The sequence below is a fragment of the Archangium sp. genome (assembly GCF_036277355.1).
Lineage (GTDB): Bacteria > Myxococcota > Myxococcia > Myxococcales > Myxococcaceae > Archangium.
The window spans coordinates 14,197-36,975 of the sequence record NZ_DASUNC010000049.1; the positions used below are offsets into that span (position 1 = coordinate 14,197).

Consider the following 22,779-nt stretch of genomic DNA (forward strand, 5'->3'; position numbering starts at 1 on the left):
GCACCGCCCGTGCGTTTTCCCGTTAGATCCTCCCCTGTCCTCCTGGAGGCCCCTCGCGTGAGCTGGCTCAACTACCACCACCTCCTCTACTTCTGGACCGTCGCCCGCGCCGGCTCCATCGCCAAGGCCAGCCAGGAGCTCCGCCTCGCCCAACCCACCATCAGCGCCCAGCTCAAGCTCCTCGAGGAGTCGCTCGGCCACAAGCTCTTCGAGCGGCAGGGCCGCCGCCTCGTCCTCACCGACGTCGGCCGCACCGTCCTGCGCTACGCCGAGGACATCTTCCGCCTCGGCAACGAGCTCAAGAACGTCGTCAACGGCCTCCCCTCCGGCCAGCACCTCCGCTTCTCCGTCGGCGTCACCGATGTCGTCCCCAAGCTCGTCGCCGAGCGGCTCCTCCAGCCCGCCTTCGACGTCTCCCCCGACATCCACATCACCTGCAAGGAAGGCCCCCTCCCCCAACTCCTCGCCTCCCTCGCCCTCCACGAGCTCGACGCCGTCATCGCCGACGCCCCCTCCTCCGAGCCCGTCAGCATCCGCGCCTTCAACCACCTGCTCGGCAAGTGCGGCGTCTCCTTCTTCGCCGCCCCCAGGCTCGCCCACCTCGCCAAGGGTTTTCCCCGCTCGCTCGACGCCGCCCCCATGCTCCTGCCCTCGGACTCCTCCTCCGTCCGCCGCTCGCTCGAGCTCTGGTTCGACTCCCAGGGCATCCACCCCGTCATCGTCGGCGACTTCGACGACAGCGCCCTCATCAAGGCCTTCGGCCAGCGCGGCCACGGCGTCTTCGCCATCCCCTCCGTCATCGAGGACGAGGTCTCCCGCCAGTTCAACGTCTCCGTCATCGGCCGCACCGATGACATCGAGACCTGCTTCTACGCCATCTCCGTCGAGCGCCGGCTGCGCCATCCCGCCGTCGTCGCCATCGCCGAGACCGCTCGCTCACGGTTGTTCGGGTAGGGGCTCCGGGGGGGAACCCGGGATGCGTGGCACCCTCACCCCGTCCCTCTCCCGGAGGGCGAGGGGAGATTGAACAGAGTGGGGGGTGCTGGTTCACGGGGAACGGTGCACCTCGCGGCCGTCCACCACCGTGGCCACCACCTTCGCGTCCACCAGGGCCTTCGCCTCGTCCGACACCGGGTCCACCGACAGCACCGTGAAGTCCGCGTCCATCCCCTCCACCAGACGCCCCCTCCGCTCCTCCGCGAACGACGCCCACGCCGGCCCCACCGTGAAGCCCTCCAGCGCTTCCTGTCCCGTCAGCCGCTCCTGCCGCTGCCACCCTCCCTCCGGCTTCCCCGCCGCGTCCTGACGCGTCCTCGCCGCGTACAGCCCCGCCAGCACGTCCGGGTTCTCGATGGGGAAGTCACTCCCCAACGCCAGCACCGCCCCCGCCTCCTTCAGGCTCTTCCACGCGTACGCCCCCTTCAGCCGCTCCGCCCCCAGCCTCGCCTCCGCCCACCCCATGTCGCTCGTCGCGTGCGCCGGCTGCACGCTCGCCACCAGCCCCGCTTCCCCCAGCTTCCGGATGTCCTCGGGCCTCAATATCTGCGCGTGCTCCACCCGGTGCCTCAGCGGCTTCGTCCCCGTCGCCGCCGACGCGCGGATCAGCGTGTCCACCACCAGCGTGTTCGCCCGGTCTCCAATCGCGTGCACGCACACCTGGAAGCCCCGCTCCATGAAGGCCCACGTCCTCCTCGCCAGTTCCTCCGGCTCCATCAGCAACAGCCCCGTCTCCCCCGGCGCGTCACTGTAGGCCTCGTGCAGCGCCGCCCCTCGCGAGCCCAGCGCCCCGTCCAGCAGGAACTTCACCGCCTTCATCTCCAGCATCCGCCCCCCGTACGTCCCCAGCTCCAGGTACGTGTGCCGGTCCTCCCCCTGCCCGTCCGCCATCGCGTACACCCGCACCGGCAGCCGCCCCGCCATGTCCCACGCCTGCAGCTTCCGGAACGTCCGCAGGTCCATCCCCGCGTCGTGCACCCCCGTCAGCCCCACCTGCGCGCAGCGCTCCAGCGCCGCCGAGAGTCTCGCCTCCAGCTGCTCGTCCGTCGGCGGCGGCACCCCCTTCACCACCAGGTCCATCGCGTTGTCCACCAGCACCCCCGTCGGCTCCCCCTTCTCGTCCCGGAGGATCCGCCCTCCCGCCGGGTCCGGCGTCTCGCGCGAGATTCCCGCTCGCCTCAGCGCCTCCCCGTTCACCCACGCCGCGTGGTGGTCCACCCGCGTCAGGTACACCGGCGTCCGCGGGAAGCGCGCGTCCAGCTCGCTCCTCCCGGGGAAGCGCTGGCCCGGCCACCCGTTCTGGTCCCAGCCCTTTCCCACCAGCCAGTCGCCCTGGAAGCTCGTCGCCGGGGCCTCCGCCAGGCGCCGCACCACCTCGTCCACCGATCGTGCGCCCTCGAGTCGCGCCACCGTCAGGCTCCGGCCCAGCCCCGCGATGTGCGCGTGCGCGTCCACCAGCCCCGGCACCATCACCGCGTCGCCATAGTCGACGACCCGCGCTCCCTCCCCCGCCGCCTTCAGCACCTCCTCCTTCGTCCCCACCGCCACCAGCCGCCCCCGCCGCACCGCCAGCGCCCGAGCCTCCGGCTTCCGCTCGTCCAGCGTCCGGATCCGCCGTGCCACGTAGACTGTCGTCTCCACTCGCGCTCCCTCGGGCGCCCTCCGGGCGCACCCCTGCCCCAGTGCCAGCACCAGTGCCCCCATCAGGCACATCCGCGCCGCACTCCGGGCTCTCGTTCCTGCTCCGTGTTGGGATGAACGTCCCCGCATCGACGGCGCCACTGTGCGCCAGCCGCTCGCCCCTGTCACCGTCCCCGTGGGACCCGGGGAGCTCTCGTGGGCTCGACCCGGGGTTCTCGATACCCTCACCCCCGGCCCCTCTCCCGGAGGGCGAGGGAGAGGAGCCACGGTGGGCTCCTCTTCACGAGGGCGACCTCGGCGGCTTGGGGCTACGGAGGCGTTCCTCCGTCCGTGTCCGTCGGGATGTTGAGCGGACCCGAGGGCCCCGGCGGCTCCGCCGGCACCAGCTGCGAGTCCTCCTTCTGCGCCGGATCCTGGATCGGCATCGCGTTCTCCGTTCCCGGGGGCTGTGTCGTCCGGCAGGCCAGCAGGGAAACGACCACTCCTATCGTGATGAGCAGGGCATGGCGCATGCGTCCTCCTGAAAGCATCCCCCTCCCACCGTAGGGAGCCCCTCCCTCCTCCGCAATGCGCTCCCTCGCCGCTCCGTCCTCCATCGGATGCACGCGCCCCGGGGGCGCTCAGTACGGCGACGCCGAGAGGACCCCATTGTTCACGCTGCGCAGGTAGTAGCCGCTCGTGGGCCACGTCCACAGGTTGAACTGCCCGCCGGCATCCACCCGCCAGATGCGGTAGTCCGTGTAGCTCAGCGCCACTCCCGGCTCGCACCTCTCCGGCGCGTGCGTGCCCTGGACGAAGTACGCCGGGCCCGCGCCCATCACCGTCGCCAGGCCGTTCCTGTCCACCACCACCGACGTCCCCTCGTTGATGCCCAGCCCCATCACCGTGGCGTCGTACCCGTCGCGGATCCGCCGCGCCACGAAGGCCATCAGCCGCCCCATCCGGTCCCGCTGCCCGAAGTGCGTGTCCACGATGACCTCGTCCATCTGCGGCCACAGGAAGAAGTCCTTCGAGAACGTCATGTACCGGTTGTAGGGGTTGGCCAGCGCCTCATCCGAGTACACGCTGCCACTGCACGCGTTGTAGATGTGCTCCCCCTGCACCATGGCCCCCGCGCTGGTGCCGCCCACCGTGCCGCCGCGCGCCCACACCGCGTCCACCGCGCGCTGCAGCCGCGTTCCGCTGTAGTACGTGATGTAGTCGCACTGGTCCCCGCCCGCGAAGAACACCACCTCCGCGTTGCGCACCGCCGTCTCCACCTCGAGCGTGTTCGCGTCGTTGTAGCTCGGCACCACCAGCGTCTCCACCGAGTCCACCCCGTTCATCGCGGCGACGGGCGCGTTGTAGCCATTGGTGCCCGTGGCGCGGATGACGACCACGTCCACCTTCGTCGCGCACGTGGTGCACCCGCGCGCCTGATCGATCATCCACTGGATGGCCGGATCCACGTCCGGACCGCCACCGCCCAGGTTCAGCGCCGGGCCGTACAGCGTCGGATTCACGTCCGCCGCGTTGCCCGTCAGGTACCGCGTCACCTTCGCCTCCGCTCCCGTCCCCACCAGCACCGCCGCCGTCACCAGCGCTCCACACGCCACACGCAAATCCTTGAACATCATGGATAGCCTCCACTCCGAGTGAGGCGCGGTTCTTAGGTGACGGCGTCGCGAAGGGTCAATCCTCGGGCCCCGCGCCTCGCGTCATGCCATCGTCATTCCATCGTCATTCCAGTGCCGTTGCGCGGGCCGCCGTCTCCACGGCGGCGCGCGGCGTGGACGGCTCCTCCATGGCTGTGCCAAGAGGCGCTCCGCACCGTCACCAGTGACGGGGAGGGGTTCATGCACAATCCAGGTTCATTGGCGCGAGCACATCGCGCCGTGCTGCTGCTCGTGTGGCTCGCGGCACTGCCCGCGCTCGCCCAGGGCACGTCGGTCATCACCGGCACGGTGATGGACGCGGAGACGAAGAAGCCACTGGCGGACGCGGTCGTCACCGCCACCTCACCCAACCTGCAGGGCGAGAAGGTGGCCCTCACGGATGAGTCGGGCCTCTACCGGCTGCCGCAACTGCCGCCGGGCACGTACACGTTGCGGCTGGAGCGCGAGGGCTACCAGCCCTTCGCCCGCGAGGACGTCCAGCTGCGGCTGGAGACCACCCTGCGCGTCAACGTGATGCTGCTGCCCGAGGGGCTCCAGTCCACCATCGACGTGGTGGCGCAGGCGCCCACGGTGGACGTGGGCTCCACCACCACGGGTGTCAACGTGAGCGCCGACTTCGCCCGCCGCATCGCCCTGTCCGCGCCGGGCAGCAAGGGCTCGGCGTCGCGCTCCTTCGAGTCGCTGGCCGAGGTGGCCCCCGGCGTCCAGGCCGACACCTACGGCATGTCCATCAATGGCACCAGCTCGCCGGAGAACGGCTTCGTCATCGACGGGCTGAGCGTGGGAGATCCCGCCTTCGGCCTGCTCGGCACGCAGCTGAGCGTGGAGTTCGTGCAGGAGGTCAACGTCATCAGCGGTGGCTTCATGCCCGAGTATGGCCGGGCCACCGGCGGCGTGATGAACGTGGTGACGAAGTCCGGCTCCAACCAGTTCCACGGCTCCGTCTTCGGCACGCTGGCGCCGGGCGGGCTGTACGCCGGCCGCATGAGCACGCTGCGCGAGGGCGCCATCGGCACGGACGTGCGCATGTGGAACCAGGGGGACGTGGGCTTCGAGCTCGGCGGTCCCATCCTCCAGGACAAGCTGTGGTTCTTCGTGGGCGCCGCCACCGCCGCCAACCGCCAGCGCCTGGAGCGCAGCCTCTACACCGTCGACTTCGACGCCGCCGGCAACGAGACGAACGCCACCCCCATCGCCAACACCCGGCGTGACTGGTTCGCGGATCAGCGCTCGTACCAGTACATCGGCAAGCTCACCTACAACCTCAACGCGGACCACGCGCTGTCGCTCTCCGTCATGGGCACGCCCTACGAGTCGGGCGGCAAGGGCCGCTTCGGCTTCGACCCCGAGGACGGCCGCGTGGAGACGCGCAGCCTCACCGGCAGCTTCGACGCCCTGGCGCACCGCTACACCAACGACTCGCGCGACGTGGCCCTCAAGCTCAACTCGTCCTTCCTGGACAAGCGGCTGCTGCTGGACGCGAGCCTCGGCTGGCACCACCAGAGCAACACCTTCCTCGCCTCGGACGGCAGCGAGCTGGGCGGGAGCACCGGCTTGGCCGGCGTCCCCCGCTTCAACTACCGCCGCGCCAACCCCCACTCCATCAGCGAGTTCGAGGCGCTGGAGGACCCCACGGTGTGCGACCCGGCCACGCCCGGCGGCACCACGCGCTGCCCGGCCTATACGTACGCCTACGCCGGCCCCGGCCGCCTCAATGACGACGTGCTGGACCGCTACCAGGCCAAGGTGGTGGGCACCTACCTGATGGAGGCGCTCGGCCACCACGTGATGAAGGCGGGCCTGGACCTGGACTACGTGACGGCCACCGGCCGCGTGGCCTTCTCCGGAATGGGCACGTACCGCGAGGACCGCCGGGGCCGCTTCTGGCAGCTCCACCGCTCCATGGGCTACATGCTCGGCCCCGACGAGCCGAAGATCCTCCCGCTGTGGAACACCGCCTCCTCGTCCAACGGGATTGGCGCCTTCGTGCAGGACAGCTGGAGCGTGCTGGACAAGGTGTCGCTCAACGTGGGCCTGCGCTACGACATGCAGACGCTCTACGGCGGAGACGGGCGCCTGGCCGTGGCCCTGCCCAACCAGTTCTCCCCGCGCATCGGCGTGGTGTACGACTTCACCCAGCAGGGCCGCTCCAAGCTGTTCGCCAACTACGCGCGCTACTACCAGAACACCGTCATGGAGATGGTGAACGCGCAGTTCCCCGGCGAGCGCCGCCTCCAGTCCTTCTACCGCGCGGCCCGCGGCACCACGCCCGGGTGTGATCCGCTCCGCCAGGAGGCCCCCTACGCCGAGTGCAGGGACCCGGGCAACCTGCAGACGCTCTACGACCGGGGCTACAGCAACGAGCAGGACCCCAACGCGAAGTGGCTCCCCATCCGCGGCGACAACGTGCCCGTGGATCCGAGGCTGGAGGCCCAGTCGTCGGACGAGTTCGTCGTCGGCGGCGAGTACCAGCTCTTCGACGACGCCCGGGCCGGCCTCACGTACACGCGCCGGTACATGAACGCCGTCATCGAGGACATGAGCAACGACCAGGCCACCACCTTCTTCCTGGGCAACCCGGGCCAGGGCATCGCCTCGTCGTTCCCACGGGCCGTGCGCGACTACGACGCCGTCACCGTCTTCCTCGACAAGCGCTTCTCCAACCAGTGGCTGGGCCAGATTTCGTACACCTGGTCCTCGCTGCGCGGGAACTACACCGGCATGTTCCGTCCGGAGAGCGGCCAGCTCGCGCCCAACATCACCTCGGACTTCGACCTGGCCTCGCTGCTGCAGAACCGCCTGGGCCCGCTGCCCAGCGACCGCGCCCACGCCATCAAGGCCTACGGCGCGCGCGAGTTCCTGCTTCCCGGCAAGGTGCTGCTGGACGTGGGCCTCACCTACCGGGGGCAGTCGGGCACGCCGCTGAGCGTGCTGGGCTCGCATGACCTGTACGGCGACGGCCAGGTGTACCTGCTCGAGCGCGGCGCCGCCGGCCGGCTGCCGTGGGTGCACAACATCGACGCCCGCGTGGGCGTGGGCTACCCCGTGGCCCGGGGCGTGGTGGCCACCCTCAGCGCCGACGTCTTCAACGTCTTCAACTTCCAGCAGGAGGTGGCCCGGGACCAGAACTACACGTTCGACGTGGTGGACCCCCTCGTCAACAGCCGCGACCTGGCCGCCCTGGAGGGACTCGACGTCAAGCGCAACCCCAACTACGGCAAGACGACGGCCTACCAGGCGCCCCGCAGCATCCGCGTCTCCGCCAAGCTGAGCTTCTGAGCACTCCGGGAAACCCCATGAGACCGAACATGAAGAGCCCCCTTCTGGGATGTGCCGTCCTCCTGTCACTGAGCGGCTGTGCCTTCGAGCAGCCCCCCGTGCGCTGCATCGTCGGCCGCGGCGGCCACGCCGTGCGCTACGTGCTCAAGGAGGGCAGCGGCGCCTGCGCCTCGAAGAAGCCGGAGATCGTCGGCGTGCAGAAGTACAACCCGCCCGGCGCGCAGACGCAGACGGTGGCGCTCCAACCGGACGCCCTGTTCCGGCTGGTGGGCGAGGACGCGGACGAGAGCCACTCGCCCATCTCCCTGGGCTCGCTGCGCGAGGACATGCCCGGCCAGGACGGCTTCTGCCGCGTGCAGGACGTGTCCGAGGGCCGCCAGCAGGTGACGGAGGAGCCGGGCGTGGACGTGCGCTACGCGTGGAGCGACGTGCGCTTCCACGTGAGCGCCGCCGCGCCGGGCACGCAGTGGCTCGCCACGGTGCGCTACACCGAGGGCACCTGCTCGGCCACCTACGAGGCCATTGGCGTCTTCCCCGCCGTCTCCTGCCACGTGCGCAACGACGACGGAGACCTCGAGTACAACGAGGACGGCACGCCGAAGACGGATGCCCGGCTGTGCCGCGAGCCCGACTACGACACCCTGCTCGCCCTGGACGAGTCGTTCCCCGTCCGGTGCGACGAGGCCAGCGCCCTGTGCGTGCTGGACTCGGACAGCGTGCCCGCCTTCAAGCGCGGCAACTGAGGCACGCCGGAGGAAGGACGAGGGGGCTCAGGGCCTGGAGCGGCCCGCCCGCACCAGGAAGGCGCACAGGCCCACCACCAGCGCCAGCGCGGCGAGGCTGCCCGCCCCCGCCTCCAGCAGGGGGAGCTTCGGCCGCGCATAGCCGAAGCCGCCCACCAGCACCGCCACCGCCAGCCCCGCGAGCCCCTCGCCCGCCACCAGGCCCGAGGCCGCCAGCACGCCGGGGCCTCCCTCCGCGTCCTCCTCCGTCTTCCGGCTCCAGCCGTCCGCGAGCCGCCGCGCCACGCCTCCCACGAAGATGGGCGCCATCGCCGCCAGCGGCAGGTACACGCCGATGGCGAAGCCCAGCCCGTTCACCCCCGCCAGCATCGCACCCACCGACAGCCCCGCGCCCGCCAGCACCAGGTCCTTGGGCAGCGAGCCCGACATCAGCCCCTCGATGATCGTCTTCATCAACGTGGCCTGGGGCGCCGGCAGCTCCTGCGAGCCGAACCCGTACGCCTTGCCCAGGAAGAGCAGCGTCGCCGCCACCGCCCAGCACGCCGTCGCCGCGCCGATGTACTGGCCCACCTGCTGCACCGCGGGCGTGGCCCCCACGAGCTGCCCCGTCTTCAAGTCCTGCGAGATGTCTCCCGCCTTGGACGCGGCGATGGCCACCACCGTGCCCACCATCAGCACCGCCGCCTTCATGCCCGGGCCCGTCCACCCCAGCAGCGTGAACACCCCGCCAATGCACAGCAGCGTCACCAGCGTGATGCCCGACGTGGGCTGCGACGACACACCCACCAGCCCCACGATGCGCGAGGCCACCGCCACGAACGCCACACCCAGCACGCCCACGCCCACCGCGCACACCACCCGCTGCACCAGGCTCAGCTCGCCGCCCAGCAGCCCCGGCACCACCACCAGCGCGCCCACCACCCCCACCAGCACCACCCCCACCACCCTGCCCGGGATGTCCCGCTCCGTCCGGCCCCCGGCCTCGTCCGCGGACTCCCCGCGCGAGCCCCGCCACCCGCTCGCCACCGCCAGGAAGGCCCCCGCCATGGACGGCAGCGCCTTCACCACCGTGGCGATGCCCGCCGCCGCCACCGCGCCCGCGCCGATGTAGCGCACGTACCGGCTCCAGATGGTGCCCGCGTCCATCTGCGACACCAGCTTCGTGGCCTCCGGCGCCAGCGGCACCGTCAGCGCCCCTCCCACGTGGGTGATGAGCGGAATGAGCACCAGCGAGGAGATGACGCTGCCCGACACCACGATGGCCGACTGCCGGAAGCCCAGGATGTAGCCCACCGCGATGAGCGCCGGGGCGATCTCCATCGCCAGCTCCGCGTTGCGCAGCCCCGGCAGCGCCAGGCCCACTTCCCCCGGCACCAGCCGCAGCAGCTCCAGCACCAGCTTCACCCCCGCGCCCAGCAGCAGGCCCCGGAAGATCCACGTCCCCGCGGACGTGCTCGCGCGCTCGCCCGTGGTGGCGTGGAGCACCTCCGCGCACGCCCGGCCCTCCGGGTACGGCAGCTCCTTCGCCGAGCGCACCAGCAGCAGGCGCCGCAACGGAATCATCGCCGAGATGCCCAGCAGGCCGCCCAGCAGCGCCAGCCCGGCGATCTGCCAGTACGACGGCACCAGCCCCCACAGGAAGAGCGCCGGCAGCGTGAAGATGGAGCCCGTGGCCAGCGCCGTCGACGCCGAGCCGATCGTCTGCGCCAGGTTCGCCTCCTGGATGGAGGCCCGGCCGCCCAGGGCGCGGAAGAGCGCCACCGTCATCACCGCCACCGGAATGGAGGTGGCCACCGTCATGCCCACCCGCAGGCCCAGGTAGGCGTTGGCCGCGCCGAACATCGCCCCGAACACCACGCCCGCCACCACCGCGCGCCGCGTGAGCTCCACGGGCGCCAGGGAGGAATCGGCCACGGGCACCGCGACCGGTGCCGCGGGCGTGGGCTCGTGGGAAGGAGCCGGAGAACCGCTCGCCGGAGAACCACTCATGGAGACACCGTCCGTTGCGGAAGATTGAAGCGCTGGCCATCCACCAGCACGTGCTGCACCAACCCCGAGACCGACAGGCGGTTGTCCGCCGTCCGCGTCACCCGCGCCTTCGCGGCGTCGTACAGCACCACCCACCCCTGCCCCACCACCTCCAGCGTCCCGTCCGGCTTCACCCACGCCGCCGTCGCCTCGTCGATTCCCACCCCCAGCAGCTCCGGGTGCTCCGCCACCAGGTTCACCAGCCGCCCCTGCCGCTTCCTCGCCATGAAGTGCGAGTCCACGATCGTCCCCGGCCACAGCCCGATGCCTCGCGTCGTCACGATGTTCGACGCGCGCAGCACCGTCTCGTCCCCCTCCCCCACGAACATCACCTCGCTCTGGCACGCCGCTCCCGCGCTCGTCCCCGCCACCACGCCTCCGCGCGCCAGCAGCTCCCGCAGCGCCTGCAACACCGGCGTGTCCACCAGCCGCTGCGCAATCCGGTTCTGGTCCCCTCCACCGAAGAAGACGCCACCCGCGCCCTTCACCGCCTCCACCACCTCGGGCTTCAGCGCGTCCCGGCGCTCGTCGAGGTGCACCACCCGCACCTCCTTCGCCCCCACCGCCTCGAGCTGCTTCTTCAGCTCCTCTCCCGACGGGCGGCTCTCCTCGCTCGCCATCGGGAACACCACCACCGGCCGCTCCGCCCCTCCCGCCAGCTCCACGAAGCGCTTCAGCACCTCCGGCGGCTTGAAGCCTCCCCCGATCAACAGCAGGTGCCCACCTCGCACCGGAGCCGGCGCCGGCGCCTCGGCGGGCTCGCGCCTCGAGGGCTCTCCGTCGCGCGCCAGCGCCGCCGCGCAGCCCGTCAGCGACAGCCCCAGCAGCAGCGCCACCGCCATCCGCACCCGCGCCACGCTCCGGCTCACGCGCGCTCCCCCTCGCCGAGGTACCGGCTCAGCCCCACCACGTTCATGGCCGCGCGCCGCGCCAGCGAGTCCACCACCAGGTACTCGTTCTCCGTGTGGAAGCCACCCCCCTCGGGCCCCACTCCGTCCAGGCAGAGGGCCCCCATCCGGGACACGTGGTTCATGTCCCCCACCCCCGCCGTGGCCACGCCCTGGATGTTCATCCCCAGGTCCCTCGCCGCCCCCACGTAGGCCTCCAGCACCGCCTTCGTGCGCGCCGACTCCGCCATGGGCGGCGCCTCCAGGCTCCCCTCGAAGCGCACCGGCGCCCCCGCCTCCGCCCCCACCCGCTCGGCGATGCGCCCCAGCTCCTCCAACACCGCCTCCCCCACCGCCAGCTCCGTGAAACGCCACTCCAGCTCGCACTCGGCGTGGTCCGGAATCATGTTCAGCGCCACCGGCCCCACCGCCACCTTCCCGCCCGGCGACACCGTCAGCCCGGGGAAGCGCGCCTCCAGCGCCTCGGCCGCCACCACCGCCCTCGCCATCGACGTGAAGGCGTTCACCCCCGTGTCGTGCGCGATGCCCGCGTGCCCCGACTTCCCCGTCGCGATGAAGCGCCCCGCCCCCAGCCCCTTGCGCGCCACCACCAGCCCTCCGCACGGCCTCGCCGCCTCGAAGCACAGCGCCAGGTCCACCCCCTCCGCCGCCTTCCTCAGCGCCGCCATCCCCGTCGGCGAGCCCAGCTCCTCGTCCGTGTTCAGCAAGAAGCGCCAGTGGGCCAGCCCCAGCGCCCCCAGCCCCTTAAACAGCTCGAGCGTCAGCAGCCCCGTCACGATGCCGCCCTTCATGTCCGAGACGCCCGGCCCCCTCCACCGCTCCGCGCTCCGCTCCACCAGCTTCTGGAAGCCGTGCTCCTTCGGGAACACCGTGTCCAGGTGGAAGCTCATCAGCACCGTGGGCCGCCCCCGCTCCGGCTCCGGCGAGCACGCCAGCAGGTGCCTCCGGAAAGGGGCACTCCCCGCCTCGCGCGGCTCCGGCATGGGGATTTCGAGCACCTGCGTCTCCAGGCCCAGCGCGCGCAGCCTCGGCTCCAGGAGCGACAGGCACGCCGCCACCCCCTCCGCGTTCTCCGCGTGGCTGTTGGTCTCCACCAGCGACGCCAGCAACTCGAGCGTCTCGGGCATCCGGCGCCGGGCCTCGGCGAGCACTTCTTCGGGATTCAGTGGGTTTCGGGACACGGCGGCGCGGTGTAGCACAGGATCGCCCCCGTACACCCTCACCCCCCGCCCTCTCCTCCGCCCCCGCATCCTCGAGCTGCTTCTTCAGCTCCGCTCCGTGGGACGGCTCTTCTCGCCCGCCATCGGGAACACCTCCACCGGCCGCTCCGCCCCTCCCGCCAGTTCCACGAAGCGCTTCAGGACGGCCAGCGACTTGATGCCTCCGCCCATCAGCGGCAGGTGCCCGCCTCGCTCGGGCTTCTGGTTCTCGACGGGCGACAGCGCCACCCCGGCGCCGGGATTCGGTTGGATGCGCTGCATGACTCCGCCCGTCTGTATCACAGGCGACACCCGGCCCTTTCCGGGCCGTGCTCGGCTGGATGGTTGCCTTCCAGGGAGGGGCGACACGCTGGCGCACAGTGGATATGTGGTCCGGGCTGATTCACGGACTGGAGTACGGGGACGGATACCCTCACCCCGTCCCTCTCCCGGAGGGAGAGGGGAAGGAGGCGCGATGGGTGGGTTGGGGCGTTCGGTTTGGACGGTGCTCCTGCTGGGTCTGTTGCTGCTCGGCCAGCCGGCCAGTCATGCGGATTCTCCCGCTCCTCCCATCGTCTCCCGCTGCGTCCTCGATGGCACCGTGGATGCCGGCTCCCGCGCCTACCTCGTCGACTGTGTCCGCCGCGCCCACGAGGCCGGTCATCAGGCGCTCCTCGTCCGCCTCGACACTCCCGGCGGTGAGCTCGAGTCCACCCGCGACATCGTCCGCGCCTTCCTCGGCGCCCCCATTCCCGTCCTCGTCTGGGTCGGTCCCTCCGGTGCCCGCGCCGGCAGCGCGGGCGTCTTCATCACCCTCGCCTCCCACCTCGCGGCCATGGCTCCCGGGACCAACATCGGCGCCGCACACCCCGTCGTCGGGCTCACCGGCCAGGACCCCGAGGACGCCGGTGGCAAGGAGATGGCCCGCAAGATCGAGAACGACGCCGTCGCCTTCGTCGAGTCCATCGCCAGACAGCGCGGCCGCAACGTCGAGTGGGCCATCCGCGCCGTCCGCCAGAGCGAGTCCGTCCCCGCCGAGAAGGCCCTCGCCCTCCATGTCATCGAGCACGTCGCCCCCTCCCAGGAAGCCTTCCTCGAGTGGGCCCATGGCCGCTCCGTCACCGTCGGCGACTCGCCCGTCACCCTGCGCACCGCCAACGCCCAGCTCGTCGAGCTGCACCCCTCCTTCTCCCAGCGCTTCCTCCACGCCCTCGCCCAGCCCGCCGTCGTCTACATCCTCTTCCTCCTCGCCGGCCTCGGCATCGCCGTGGAGCTCACCCACCCCGGCCTCATCGCCCCCGGCCTCCTCGGCGTGGTGTGCCTCGTGCTCGCCCTGCTCGCCTCCTCCGCGCTCCCCGTCCGCACCGGCGCCATCGTCCTCATGCTGTTCGGCATCGCCCTGCTCGTCGCCGAGCTCTTCGTCACCAGCGGTCTGCTCGGTGCCGCCGGCCTCGGGCTGCTCGTGCTCGGCGGCGTGTTCCTCGTGGACCGATTCGATCCGGACTGGTTCCTCGACAGCCCCCTGCGCGTTCCCCTGCGCACCATGCTCCCCACCGCCGTCTTCGTCGCCGGGGCCGCCGTCTTCCTCGCCTTCCGCGCCGCGGAAACCCGCCGCAAACCCCAGCTCGCCGGAGACGCGGGCCTCGTCGGCGAGATGGGCCAGGTGCTCGACTCCGTGTCTCCCTCCGGCGGCGAGGTGTTCGTCCATGGCGAGCGCTGGGCCGCCGTCTCCTCCTCTCCCCTTCCCGCCGGTGCCCGCGTGGTCGTGCGCCGCGTGGAGGGGCTCACCCTCTTCGTCGATGAGGTGAAGTCATGACCGATTTCTTCGGCGCCCTCGGGCTCCTCATTCCCCTGGGCATCCTCGTGCTCGCCTTCCTCTCCGGCGTGCGCATCGTCAACGAGTACGAGAACGGCGTCGTCTTCCGGCTCGGCCGCTTCGTGGGCCTCAAGCGCGCCGGCTTCCGGTGGCTCATCCCCTTCGTCGAGCGCATCGTCATCATCGACATGCGCACCGTCGCGCGCGACGTGCCCCCGCAGGACGTCATCACCCGGGACAACGTCAGCGTGAAGGTGAGCGCCGTCGTCTACTTCCGCGTCATCCACGCCGACAAGGCCGTGCTCCAGGTGGAGGACTACCTCTACGCCACCAGCCAGCTCGCGCAGACCACCCTGCGCGCCATCCTCGGCCAGGTGGAGCTCGACCAGCTGCTCTCCGAGCGCGACCGCATCAACCGCGACATCCAGAAGGTGCTCGATGCCCACACCGACCCGTGGGGCATCAAGGTCTCCAACGTCGAGGTGAAGCACATCGACCTGCCCGCGGAGATGCAGCGCGCCATCGCCCGCCAGGCCGAGGCCGAGCGCGAGCGCCGCGCGAAAATCATCGCCGCCGAGGGCGAGCACCAGGCCGCCGAGAAGCTCTCCCTCGCCGCCGAGGTGCTCAACCGCAACCCCATCACCCTCCAGCTCCGCTACCTGCAGACCCTGGTGGAAATCACAGGGGGCGGCAACCAGACCATCATCCCCATTCCCCTGGACCTGATACGGGCGCTCAGCCTGCAGCCCAAGTGAGCGCTCCCGTCAGGCCGCGATGGTGCGGCCCAGGACGCGCTCCCCATTCTCCAGCACGTAGTGGCACCCGCCCGTGTTCCACCCGCTCACTTCGTCCGGTTGAGCTGCGCGAGGACGTACTGGACGTTGTAGGCCAGCCCGCCCCCGTTCTCCGTCACCAGCCCGTAGAGCCGCTGGTACTCCGGCGCGCTGTTGTCCGGGCAGAGCTCCGACATCACCGCGAACCACGTCATCGGCACCGCGCCCGCCTGTACCATCCGCAGCTTCGCGTCGTGGTGCGACTCCGCGCTCAGCCCACCGGACGCGTCACTCACGAAGTACACCTCGTAGCCGTCCTTCAACGCCGACACCACCGTCTGCGCCAGGCACACCTCCGTCCACAGTCCGCACATCACCAGCTTCTTGCGGCCCGTCTTCTTGATGGCCTCCACGAAGGCCGCGTCCGACCAGGCGTTGGTGTTGTTCCGGTCGATGGGCTTCACGCCGGGGAACACCTGCGCGAGCTGCATGAACAGCGGATCCGCCAGCGGGCCGCCCTCGGCCGAGATGGTGGTGAGGACGGTGGGAATCTCCAGCGCCCGCGCCACCTTCGCCAGGCCCGTCACGTTGTTGATGAGCTCCTCGGGCGAGATGGAGCGGACCGGAAAGGCCACGAACGGCTGGTGGTCGATGAAGGCGAAGACGCAGTTGTCCAGGGTGAGGGCGTTGATGTTGCGCATGGGCTGTCTCCAGAAGGGTGGAAAGGGGTGCCGTCGCCGGCGAGACACACAGTAGGAGCGTCCGCCCAGGCGGACCAGGAGGCCCTTTCCGGATGCCCTGTTCGCGTGTACGAACAATGCCATGGTGGACCTCAATGAGATGCAGCTCTTCGTGCGGGTGGTGCGTGAACAGGGCTTCACCCGGGCGGCGAAGGCGCTCGGCATGCCCAAGTCGACGGTGAGCGAGCGTATCTCCCGGCTCGAGGAGCGGCTGGGCGTGCGGCTGCTGCATCGCACCACGCGCAGCGTCCAGGCAACCGAGGTGGGGCAGGCCTACTACGAGGAGTGCACGCGCATCATCGCCCAGGCCGAGGAGGCCGATGCCCGCGTGCGGGATGCCAGCACGGCGCCCCGGGGACTCGTCCGCGTCACGGCGCCCCAGCTCTTCGGACAGGCCTTCCTGGGCACCGCGGTGGCCGAGTTCCTCGCGCGCTACCCGGAGACGGAGGTGGAGCTGGTGCTCACCGACCGCAAGGTGGACCTCGTGGAGGAGGGCTTCGACCTGGCCATCCGCGCGGTGGGCGACACGGATGCCAGCCTCGTCATGCGCAAGCTGGGCGACGCGGACCTGCTCTGCTGCGCCAGCCCCCGGTACCTGCGCGCGCATGGCACCCCGGCCACTCCCGAAGCGCTCTCCTCGCTGGCGTGCATCGTCTTCGGAACGTCCCGGCAGGGGCACACCTGGAGCTTCGAGCGCGAAGGCGAGACGCGCCGGGTGCGCATCCGCGCCCGCTACGCGGTCAACTCCTTCCCGCTCGTCCGGCAGGCCGCCCTCGCGGGCCTGGGCATCGCCCACGTGCCGCGCTTCCTCTGCAGCGAGGAGCTGCGCACGGGCAAGCTCGTCCCCGTGCTCGAGGAGTGGAGCACCGGCCAGTCCACCCTCCGCGCCCTCTACCCGAGCCGGCGCCACCTCTCCGCCGCCGTGCGCGCGCTGTTGGATCTGCTCGTCGAGCGCTTCGCCCGGCAGCCCCCGTGGAAGTGAGTCAGTGCGAGTGCGAGTCCGAACGCACGTCGCCCACGTCCAGCCGCGCGTCGCCCTCCTCCTCCACGCGCGCCACCTCCTGGCGCAGCGGCACCTCCTCCGTCCAGGTGCGCCGCTCCACCGCCTTCTTCAGGTGCACCTCCTCGTAGACCACGGCGCGCTTCACCACCTCCACGTCCTCGCGCCACAGCGGGATGACCTGCTCGAGCTCCTCGAACGCCCCCGCGGGGGTGCCCTCGGGCGCGGCGGTGGCCCCCGGCTGCACGGGCAGGCGCTCCACCACGAGCTCCTCGCGCCGTACCTCCACGGTGAGCTGCTTCAGCTCGGTGCGCACCACCTTGCGCACGCGCACCGCCCCCACGTCGCGCATGCGCAGCAGCGGGTACGCGTCCTCGCGCGCCAGTGGCACCCGCACGTCGTCTCCCTCCTCGCGCACGCTGGCTCCGGAGGTCTCGCGGGCAAGGGACTCCCGCGCCTGGGCGGGCTCGCTCAGGAGGGCCCCGGTGTGCGTCTCGCGCAGCGCCGCGCCTCCGAGCAGCCGGACTTCCCCGTCCTTCACCGCGCCCACGTCACTGCGGGAGACGGTGAAGCGCTGCGGCCAGAAGAAGCCGCGCTCCACCACCAGCACCCCCGCATCGAGCCCCACCAGCGTGCCCAGGCGCCTGCCATCCGCCCCTCGCACCGCGAGACCCGTCCGTAGCTCCTCCGTCCCGTCTCCAGCCATGACTGTCCGCTCCTCGGTTGCCCGTCGTGTCGTGACTCGTCCCCACGGGTGTCCACCACCCGTGCCCTCTCCGTGCCCTCAGTGCAGGTCCTGGTCCGGACGCCCCGTGTCCTCGTGGGCCCCGGGCCGGCGGCCCTCTGGAGCCCCGCGCCGCGCCGTGAGCACCTCGCGCCACCGCGAGCGGACCTGGGAGACGCGGCCCGGCTCCTCCACGGGGTGGGCCCCGGTCGAGGGCCGGCGGCCGATGCCGTGGAACCCTCTCGGCGCGGACAGGCGGCCGGCGAGCAGGGCGCGTCCGAGCGCCGCGCCCACCACCGCGCCCACCACCGCCGCGAGCCCGCTCCACCCCGCGACCGGCAGGACGCCCACGCTGCCCGGCCCCACCAGCGCCGCGAGCAACAGCGCGCCCGCCCAGGAGAGCAATCCGTGCAGGTACGCGCCGAGAATGCCGCGCTCGCCCGAAGCGGACGCCCCCGTCCACGCCGCCACGCCCGCGGCGAGCAGCGGCGCCACCACCCACCACACCTGACGCCCGACTCCGGGCGCCTCTTCCAGCAGCAGCGCCCGGGGCACGTCGCCGAAGCGCAGCAGCACCAGCCACACCGCCGCGCCCAACAGCGCGCCCGTGGCCACCGCGCTCCAGCGCACCTCGGAGAGGGGGTGGAACGTCCTGCGATGGGTCTCGTCCATGGTGTCTCTCCTCGCTCGGGAGTAACGGTCGCGAGCACCCTGACGGGCGCTCCGCTGATCACCATGTGCAGTGCGCTTCCCGCGCGCAGCACCCCTCGGGAAGCCCCGCCTCGCCACATCGGGAGGGCGTCCAGGCAGCAGGGGCCACGTCACTCACCGCGAGGGCGGGCAGGCGGGCAACCCATGAGCCCGGTCTACACTCCGGACACTTCCACCAGGGCACCCCTCCGTATCGGGAGCACAGGCGGGCATCTCATCCAGCGAAGTCCGGTTCCTTCAAGGGACACCGCCAGAGCCGAAGGGCACGCTTTACCTGATTCCTGGTTCGTTGCTTCAAGCGTTCAATGGGGATACTCATGCCAGAGGCGCCAGTTCCGAACGCACAGGGATGGCAGGAGGTCGGCAGTGAGTCCTGAGGAATTGAAGTCCTACCTGAAGAGCGAAGATCCACGCCTTGAGTGGAAACAATCCTCCCGCGATTCGAACGAGATCCTCCAAGCGGTCTGTGCGCTGGCGAATGACCTGGGGGATAGCCGTAAACCCGGGTTCCTGCTCATTGGAGTCAGGAAGGACGGAAGCGTCTTGGGGATCGAAGCCCGAGGCACGAAGCTTGATGACGAGCAGCGGATTCTGGCGGACCGACTTCGCGCAACCAGGCTCTGGCCGACCCCCGCATTCGACATCGACATGGTCGAGTTCGAGGGAAAGTTCGTCTTCGCCGTACGAGTCGAACCCTATGCGGTGCCTCCTATTGTCACGGTGGACGGTATAGCGTGGGTGCGTCAGGGCTCTACAACCCGTCGTGCGACAGAGGCGGACATCCAACGGCTCCGAGAGAGACGACCCGAAAAGCATCACCCCTTTGATTTGCGTCCTTGGCACGGTGCCACCCTGACCGACTTGGACACCACCACACTCAATGCCCGGTACATTGATGCCAGAGAAAGTGTCGAGGACACCGATCTCTTCCCGTCACTTGAGTCCTGGTTAACCCAGGTGCAACTCGGGGCTTCCGTTCAAGGCACCTGGGTGCCCAATCCCACGGCCCTCCTGATCTTCGGCCTGAGTCCGCAGACATTCCTCCCGGGAGCCACCGTAGAACTCGTCCGCTATGTGGGAACGGACATTGATGCTCCGGTAGCCTGGAGGAAGACAGTCACGGGTTCCCTCCCCCAACAATTGGAAACACTTTGGGCTCAGATGAGTGCGCATGTCGTAGCGGTTCCTGGTTCTGTGCAAGGCATTCGCTCTCCCTTCGTGCCTGAATATCCGGTGGACGCCCTCAAAGAACTGGTGCGAAACATGATCCAGCATCGTCAATATGAGGGAACGCACGCGCCCGGACGCATTGAATGGTTCGATGATCGAATTGAATTCTCGAATCCTGGGGGACCTTTCGGCCGAGCGAGCGCGGGAGAATTTGGCACCCAGTCTGATTATCGCAATCCAAACATCACTGATTGGCTGGTCCAGCTCGGTTATGTCGAACAACTTGGCCGAGGCATCCGGCTGGTCCGCAGGTTCCTTGCGAAGAACGATAACCCCGAACTTGAGGTCGAGACGAATGGTTTCACCCGGCTCATCGTCCGGAGGAAGGCATGAAATCTCTCGTTCTGTTCAACAATAAGGGTGGTGTAGGAAAAACCACCTTGACCTTCAACATCGCGCACATGCTGGCCCGAAATGGGCATCGAACTGTCGTCCTCGACTACGATCCGCAGTGCAATCTCTCAGCTATCTTCCTCGGCGACGTACAGCTTTTCGAGATATGGAATGAAGAGAGCAAGGCGATGCAAGCCGGAAAAAAGTCCGGGCGAACAGTCGCGGGCTGCATTGACCTCGTGCGACGTGGAAAGGGGGATGTCCTAGAGCCAACGCTCGTCCCTGTTGCTCCGGACCTTTATCTGCTGCCAGGACACTTGAATCTCAGCAGCTTCGAGCAAACCCTGGCCGAAGAATGGCCCAAGAAGTCCTCCAGGAACAACGAACGCGCTCTCGACGTCACAACGGCCCTCGACGTCCTGTCGAACATGGCCGCAGAGCGTGTGAGTGCCGATATCGTCTTGTTGGATGTCGGCCCTAGCCTTGGTGCTCTGAATCGCGCGGCACTGCTGGCATGTGATGCGGTCATTGTTCCACTCGCGCCTGACCTCTTCAGCCTACAAGGGCTTTCGAACGTGGGCCCCACCCTTGTCGATTGGCGCCATGAATGGGAGGACGCCTGCCGCAACCATCTGAAGGGAAGAGTCCAGGAGTCTCTGCCCATCCACCGATTCAGTCCTATCGGATACATCGTCCAGCAGCACCTTGCACGAGCGGACCGAATGCCCTCGGGTTACGCTCAGTGGGCACTTCAAATTCCAAACTGGTTTCACCGATTCGTTCTTGAAGAGGAGCCCCCCCCCTCCTCACTGACGGTAGAGCAGGACGCGCAGTGTATCGCCTTCATCAAGCACTTCGCGAGCCTGGTGCCCCTGGCCCAGCAGGTGAGGAAACCTCTTTTCGATCTAAAACAAGCGGACGGTATCGGCGGCGGCCAAATCCAAGCCGTGGCCCGGTGTCGACAGCAGTTCACCAAATTGGTTGACCTCTTGCTGGAGCGGCTTGAAGAGGTGCCGGAAGCAACACCCTTCGAGGAAGAATCTCTTCGAGATCGACGTGGACATGGAGGTCGTCCATCTCACTCTTGAACGTAAGAACGGTCTTCAAACTCACGCGTCCCGGTCTCACCACCGCCACGAGAAGGAGCACCCCGCCCAGGCGAGCAGTCCGTGCAGGAACGCGCTGAGGGTGCCTCGTTCGCCCGAGGCCGACGCCGCCCCCGCCGCGAGCAGCGGCGCGACCACCCGCCACAGCTGGCACCTGACTCCGGGCTCCGCTGATGAGCATGCGCAGTGAGCTCCCCTCGCGCAGCACGCCCCGGGAAGCCCCGCCTCGCCACATCGGGAGGGCGTCCAGGCGGCAGGGGCCACGTTACTCACCGCGAGGGCGGGCAGGCAGGTGAGCGCTCTGGGACGCCCGCACATGACTTGTTAGCCTCCACGCCCACGGATGACTCCGGCGAAAAAGGCCGTCACCTTCGGATGTCTGGGGCTCGCAGGGGGCCTGCTCACCTTCCTCCTGGCGGCCATGGGCGCGTTCCAGTTCCAGGCCGGCCAACCCCTTCCAGAAGCACGACATCTGCTTCACCGAGGACCAGCCCGGCACCACCGGCCGCTTCACCGTCTATACGCCGGTCCGCTGCTCGGATGAGACGCAGCGCATCGGTCCCGAGCTGGGCGCCGATTACGCGACGTTGGACTTCGAGGACGTGGACGGAGATGGCACGCCCAAAGTCATCGTCGCCTCCCCCCGCTTCCGCTGCCAGTACTGCACGGGGCTCTGCTACGACGCTTGGCGCCTAGTAGCGAAGGTCTGCCCCACGTGCGATCCCATCTTCACGGTCATCGAGGAGCGGTACCTCGAGGAGCTCGCGCCACAGTGACCGCGGACGGCGAAGGGGAAGCTCAGCGCTCCTTCCGCTCGCCACCGGCCCCGGGCGGTACGACGACCCCGAACATCTCGCGCTTCTCCAGCTCGAGCGCGGCGCGCCCCAGCCGCAACGACGCCAGCGCGAACACCACGATGAACCCCAGCAGCACCACGCCCACCGAGAAGGACACCACCGGCGGCACGTCCGGCACGCCGAAGCGCCGCTGCGACAGGTACAGCAGCGACGTCACCACGAACGAGAGCAGCGCCGCGTAGGCCGTCGCCATCGCCCGCGCCAGCAGCAGGTGCCTCTGGTCCAGGATGCCCACCTCCAGCCGCAGCACCTCGCGCCTCGGACTGTCCTCCGGCAACGAGCGCCACTCCTTCAGCATGTCCCGCGTGCGCGACGTCATCCGTGCGATCTGGTTGTCCAACCCCGTCGCCAGGATGCCGCACGCCGACACCCTCACCGCTGGCGTCACCGCCGCTCCAATCACCCGGATGGAGGAGAGGTCCCACCCGCTCCCCCACCATGCAAGCCAGGTCGCCTGCTCTCCTACATCCCGACACTGGCTTCATGACAGTGACAACTCACCACTGATATCTTGACACCACCGGTGTCGGGTCTTATTGTCAGGGGCGTGAGCACGACGAACACACGCAAGGAGTGGAAGCTGACGGAGCTGGCCGAGGCGGCGGGCGTGTCCCCACGCACCGTGCGCTACTACGTCCAGCGCGGGCTCCTGCCCGCCCCGCCCTTCAAGGGGCCGGACACCGTCTATGGCGAGGAGCACCTGGTCCGCCTCAAGGCCATCCGGGCCCTGCAGGCGCGGTTCCTCCCGCTCGATGCCATCCAGGTGGAGCTGGCGCGGCTGGGCCCCGACGAGCTGAAGGCGCTCACCGAGTCCGAGCCCACCGCTGTCACCTCCTCAACGTCCGCCCCCGCCGCACCGGCCCTCCCCGAGCCGGTGAAGGCCGAGGCCCCTCCCAGCCCCTCCAGCCCGGTGACAAGCTGGCGGCGGTGGGAGTTGGCGCCAGGGCTGGAGCTGCACCTCGCCGATACGGCGGACGCGAAGACCCGGGCGCTCGCGGAACGCGTGCGCGCCCTCATCCAGGAGTCCCAGGAAAGGTAGA

Annotated in this window: 21 protein-coding genes; 10 read left to right on the forward strand and 11 right to left on the reverse strand. The window is 69.8% G+C overall.

Translation table 11 applies throughout. From position 1 onward, the window contains the following. Window positions 1–57 precede the first annotated feature (57 nt). A complete protein-coding gene (gene nhaR, locus VFZ09_RS13075; RefSeq protein WP_329727876.1) occupies window positions 58–954 on the forward strand; it encodes a transcriptional activator NhaR in 897 nt (298 codons plus the stop codon). 93 nt (window positions 955–1,047) lie between these two features. Here nhaR and VFZ09_RS13080 read toward each other — a convergent pair whose 3' ends face one another. The 3 genes from VFZ09_RS13080 to VFZ09_RS13090 all read right to left on the reverse strand — a co-directional run bounded on the left by VFZ09_RS13080 (window position 1,048) and on the right by VFZ09_RS13090 (window position 4,253). Then, a complete protein-coding gene (locus VFZ09_RS13080) occupies window positions 1,048–2,637 on the reverse strand; it encodes an amidohydrolase (RefSeq protein ID WP_329727877.1) in 1,590 nt (529 codons plus the stop codon). 308 nt (window positions 2,638–2,945) lie between these two features. After that, window positions 2,946–3,149 (reverse strand): hypothetical protein, encoded by a 204-nt coding sequence (locus VFZ09_RS13085; RefSeq protein ID WP_329727878.1) that lies wholly within the window; start codon window positions 3,147–3,149, stop codon window positions 2,946–2,948. Between the two features lie 108 nt (window positions 3,150–3,257). After that, the gene (locus tag VFZ09_RS13090; RefSeq protein ID WP_329727879.1) at window positions 3,258–4,253 is read right to left on the reverse strand and encodes a cyanophycinase; all 996 of its coding nucleotides are present in this window, start codon (window positions 4,251–4,253) and stop codon (window positions 3,258–3,260) included. Between the two features lie 219 nt (window positions 4,254–4,472). Between VFZ09_RS13090 and VFZ09_RS13095 the strand changes: the two genes are divergently transcribed. Then, window positions 4,473–7,571 carry a TonB-dependent receptor gene (locus VFZ09_RS13095; RefSeq protein ID WP_329727880.1) on the forward strand — a complete coding sequence of 1,033 codons (3,099 nt, stop codon included), beginning with the start codon at window positions 4,473–4,475 and terminating at the stop codon, window positions 7,569–7,571. Between the two features lie 29 nt (window positions 7,572–7,600). After that, window positions 7,601–8,314 (forward strand): hypothetical protein, encoded by a 714-nt coding sequence (locus VFZ09_RS13100; protein WP_329727881.1) that lies wholly within the window; start codon window positions 7,601–7,603, stop codon window positions 8,312–8,314. Window positions 8,315–8,341: 27 nt separating this feature from the next. Here the strand turns inward: VFZ09_RS13100 and VFZ09_RS13105 are convergent, their stop codons facing one another. The 4 genes from VFZ09_RS13105 to VFZ09_RS13120 all read right to left on the reverse strand — a co-directional run bounded on the left by VFZ09_RS13105 (window position 8,342) and on the right by VFZ09_RS13120 (window position 12,731). Then, window positions 8,342–10,303 (reverse strand): OPT family oligopeptide transporter, encoded by a 1,962-nt coding sequence (locus VFZ09_RS13105; RefSeq protein ID WP_329727882.1) that lies wholly within the window; start codon window positions 10,301–10,303, stop codon window positions 8,342–8,344. Beyond that, window positions 10,300–11,211 (reverse strand): cyanophycinase, encoded by a 912-nt coding sequence (locus VFZ09_RS13110; protein WP_329727883.1) that lies wholly within the window; start codon window positions 11,209–11,211, stop codon window positions 10,300–10,302. Before VFZ09_RS13110 ends, VFZ09_RS13105 begins: the two co-directional genes overlap by 4 nt. Then, a complete protein-coding gene (locus tag VFZ09_RS13115; RefSeq protein ID WP_329727884.1) occupies window positions 11,208–12,431 on the reverse strand; it encodes a M20/M25/M40 family metallo-hydrolase in 1,224 nt (407 codons plus the stop codon). The genes VFZ09_RS13110 and VFZ09_RS13115 overlap by 4 nt, the downstream gene beginning before the upstream one ends. 84 nt (window positions 12,432–12,515) lie before the next feature. After that, on the reverse strand, window positions 12,516–12,731 hold the full coding sequence (locus VFZ09_RS13120; RefSeq protein ID WP_329727885.1) for a hypothetical protein: 216 nt from the start codon (window positions 12,729–12,731) through the stop codon (window positions 12,516–12,518). A gap of 202 nt (window positions 12,732–12,933) precedes the next feature. On the opposite strand from VFZ09_RS13120, the gene VFZ09_RS13125 reads away from it, so the two are divergent. Next, the gene (locus VFZ09_RS13125; protein WP_414640698.1) at window positions 12,934–14,265 is read left to right on the forward strand and encodes an NfeD family protein; all 1,332 of its coding nucleotides are present in this window, start codon (window positions 12,934–12,936) and stop codon (window positions 14,263–14,265) included. After that, entirely contained in the window at window positions 14,262–15,020 is a 759-nt protein-coding gene (locus VFZ09_RS13130; protein WP_329727887.1) for a slipin family protein, read from the forward strand. The genes VFZ09_RS13125 and VFZ09_RS13130 overlap by 4 nt, the downstream gene beginning before the upstream one ends. An 86-nt stretch (window positions 15,021–15,106) precedes the next feature. On the opposite strand, the gene VFZ09_RS13135 is transcribed toward VFZ09_RS13130, so the two are convergent. Continuing rightward, complete coding sequence (locus tag VFZ09_RS13135) at window positions 15,107–15,739, reverse strand: hydrolase (RefSeq protein ID WP_329727888.1); 633 nt, start codon at window positions 15,737–15,739, stop codon at window positions 15,107–15,109. Between the two features lie 121 nt (window positions 15,740–15,860). Here VFZ09_RS13135 and VFZ09_RS13140 point away from each other — a divergent pair, with 121 nt between their 5' ends. After that, entirely contained in the window at window positions 15,861–16,760 is a 900-nt protein-coding gene (locus tag VFZ09_RS13140) for a LysR family transcriptional regulator (RefSeq protein ID WP_329727889.1), read from the forward strand. 1 nt (window position 16,761) lies between these two features. Here VFZ09_RS13140 and VFZ09_RS13145 read toward each other — a convergent pair whose 3' ends face one another. Both VFZ09_RS13145 and VFZ09_RS13150 read right to left on the reverse strand, forming a co-directional pair. Continuing rightward, a complete protein-coding gene (locus VFZ09_RS13145) occupies window positions 16,762–17,484 on the reverse strand; it encodes a YsnF/AvaK domain-containing protein (RefSeq protein ID WP_329727890.1) in 723 nt (240 codons plus the stop codon). Window positions 17,485–17,562: 78 nt separating this feature from the next. Beyond that, window positions 17,563–18,174 carry a hypothetical protein gene (locus VFZ09_RS13150; RefSeq protein WP_329727891.1) on the reverse strand — a complete coding sequence of 204 codons (612 nt, stop codon included), beginning with the start codon at window positions 18,172–18,174 and terminating at the stop codon, window positions 17,563–17,565. A 405-nt stretch (window positions 18,175–18,579) separates the two neighbouring features. On the opposite strand from VFZ09_RS13150, the gene VFZ09_RS13155 reads away from it, so the two are divergent. The 3 genes from VFZ09_RS13155 (at window position 18,580) to VFZ09_RS13165 (ending at window position 21,658) form a co-directional block, all read left to right on the forward strand. After that, window positions 18,580–19,776, forward strand: coding sequence for an RNA-binding domain-containing protein (locus VFZ09_RS13155; RefSeq protein WP_329727892.1), 1,197 nt, complete (start codon window positions 18,580–18,582; stop codon window positions 19,774–19,776). Continuing rightward, window positions 19,773–20,864 carry a ParA family protein gene (locus VFZ09_RS13160; RefSeq protein WP_329727893.1) on the forward strand — a complete coding sequence of 364 codons (1,092 nt, stop codon included), beginning with the start codon at window positions 19,773–19,775 and terminating at the stop codon, window positions 20,862–20,864. Before VFZ09_RS13155 ends, VFZ09_RS13160 begins: the two co-directional genes overlap by 4 nt. Window positions 20,865–21,469: 605 nt before the next feature. Continuing rightward, complete coding sequence (locus VFZ09_RS13165; protein WP_329727894.1) at window positions 21,470–21,658, forward strand: hypothetical protein; 189 nt, start codon at window positions 21,470–21,472, stop codon at window positions 21,656–21,658. A 22-nt stretch (window positions 21,659–21,680) separates the two neighbouring features. On the opposite strand, the gene VFZ09_RS13170 is transcribed toward VFZ09_RS13165, so the two are convergent. After that, the gene (locus tag VFZ09_RS13170) at window positions 21,681–22,127 is read right to left on the reverse strand and encodes a DUF2721 domain-containing protein (RefSeq protein WP_329727895.1); all 447 of its coding nucleotides are present in this window, start codon (window positions 22,125–22,127) and stop codon (window positions 21,681–21,683) included. A gap of 159 nt (window positions 22,128–22,286) precedes the next feature. On the opposite strand from VFZ09_RS13170, the gene VFZ09_RS13175 reads away from it, so the two are divergent. Continuing rightward, window positions 22,287–22,778 (forward strand): helix-turn-helix domain-containing protein, encoded by a 492-nt coding sequence (locus VFZ09_RS13175; RefSeq protein ID WP_329727896.1) that lies wholly within the window; start codon window positions 22,287–22,289, stop codon window positions 22,776–22,778. The last annotated feature ends 1 nt before the right edge of the window (window position 22,779 follow it).

Excerpts from the sequence above, each read along its gene's own strand:
- VFZ09_RS13085 (WP_329727878.1), bottom strand. The coding sequence starts at position 3,149 with ATGCGCCATGCCCTGCTCATCACGATAGGAGTGGTCGTTTCCCTGCTG.
- VFZ09_RS13090 (WP_329727879.1), bottom strand. The coding sequence starts at position 4,253 with ATGATGTTCAAGGATTTGCGTGTGGCGTGTGGAGCGCTGGTGACGGCG.
- VFZ09_RS13095 (WP_329727880.1), top strand. The coding sequence starts at position 4,473 with ATGCACAATCCAGGTTCATTGGCGCGAGCACATCGCGCCGTGCTGCTG.
- VFZ09_RS13100 (WP_329727881.1), top strand. The coding sequence starts at position 7,601 with ATGAAGAGCCCCCTTCTGGGATGTGCCGTCCTCCTGTCACTGAGCGGC.
- VFZ09_RS13105 (WP_329727882.1), bottom strand. The coding sequence starts at position 10,303 with ATGAGTGGTTCTCCGGCGAGCGGTTCTCCGGCTCCTTCCCACGAGCCC.
- VFZ09_RS13120 (WP_329727885.1), bottom strand. The coding sequence starts at position 12,731 with ATGCAGCGCATCCAACCGAATCCCGGCGCCGGGGTGGCGCTGTCGCCC.
- VFZ09_RS13130 (WP_329727887.1), top strand. The coding sequence starts at position 14,262 with ATGACCGATTTCTTCGGCGCCCTCGGGCTCCTCATTCCCCTGGGCATC.
- VFZ09_RS13135 (WP_329727888.1), bottom strand. The coding sequence starts at position 15,739 with ATGCGCAACATCAACGCCCTCACCCTGGACAACTGCGTCTTCGCCTTC.
- VFZ09_RS13140 (WP_329727889.1), top strand. The coding sequence starts at position 15,861 with ATGGTGGACCTCAATGAGATGCAGCTCTTCGTGCGGGTGGTGCGTGAA.
- VFZ09_RS13145 (WP_329727890.1), bottom strand. The coding sequence starts at position 17,484 with ATGGCTGGAGACGGGACGGAGGAGCTACGGACGGGTCTCGCGGTGCGA.
- VFZ09_RS13150 (WP_329727891.1), bottom strand. The coding sequence starts at position 18,174 with ATGGACGAGACCCATCGCAGGACGTTCCACCCCCTCTCCGAGGTGCGC.
- VFZ09_RS13160 (WP_329727893.1), top strand. The coding sequence starts at position 19,773 with ATGAAATCTCTCGTTCTGTTCAACAATAAGGGTGGTGTAGGAAAAACC.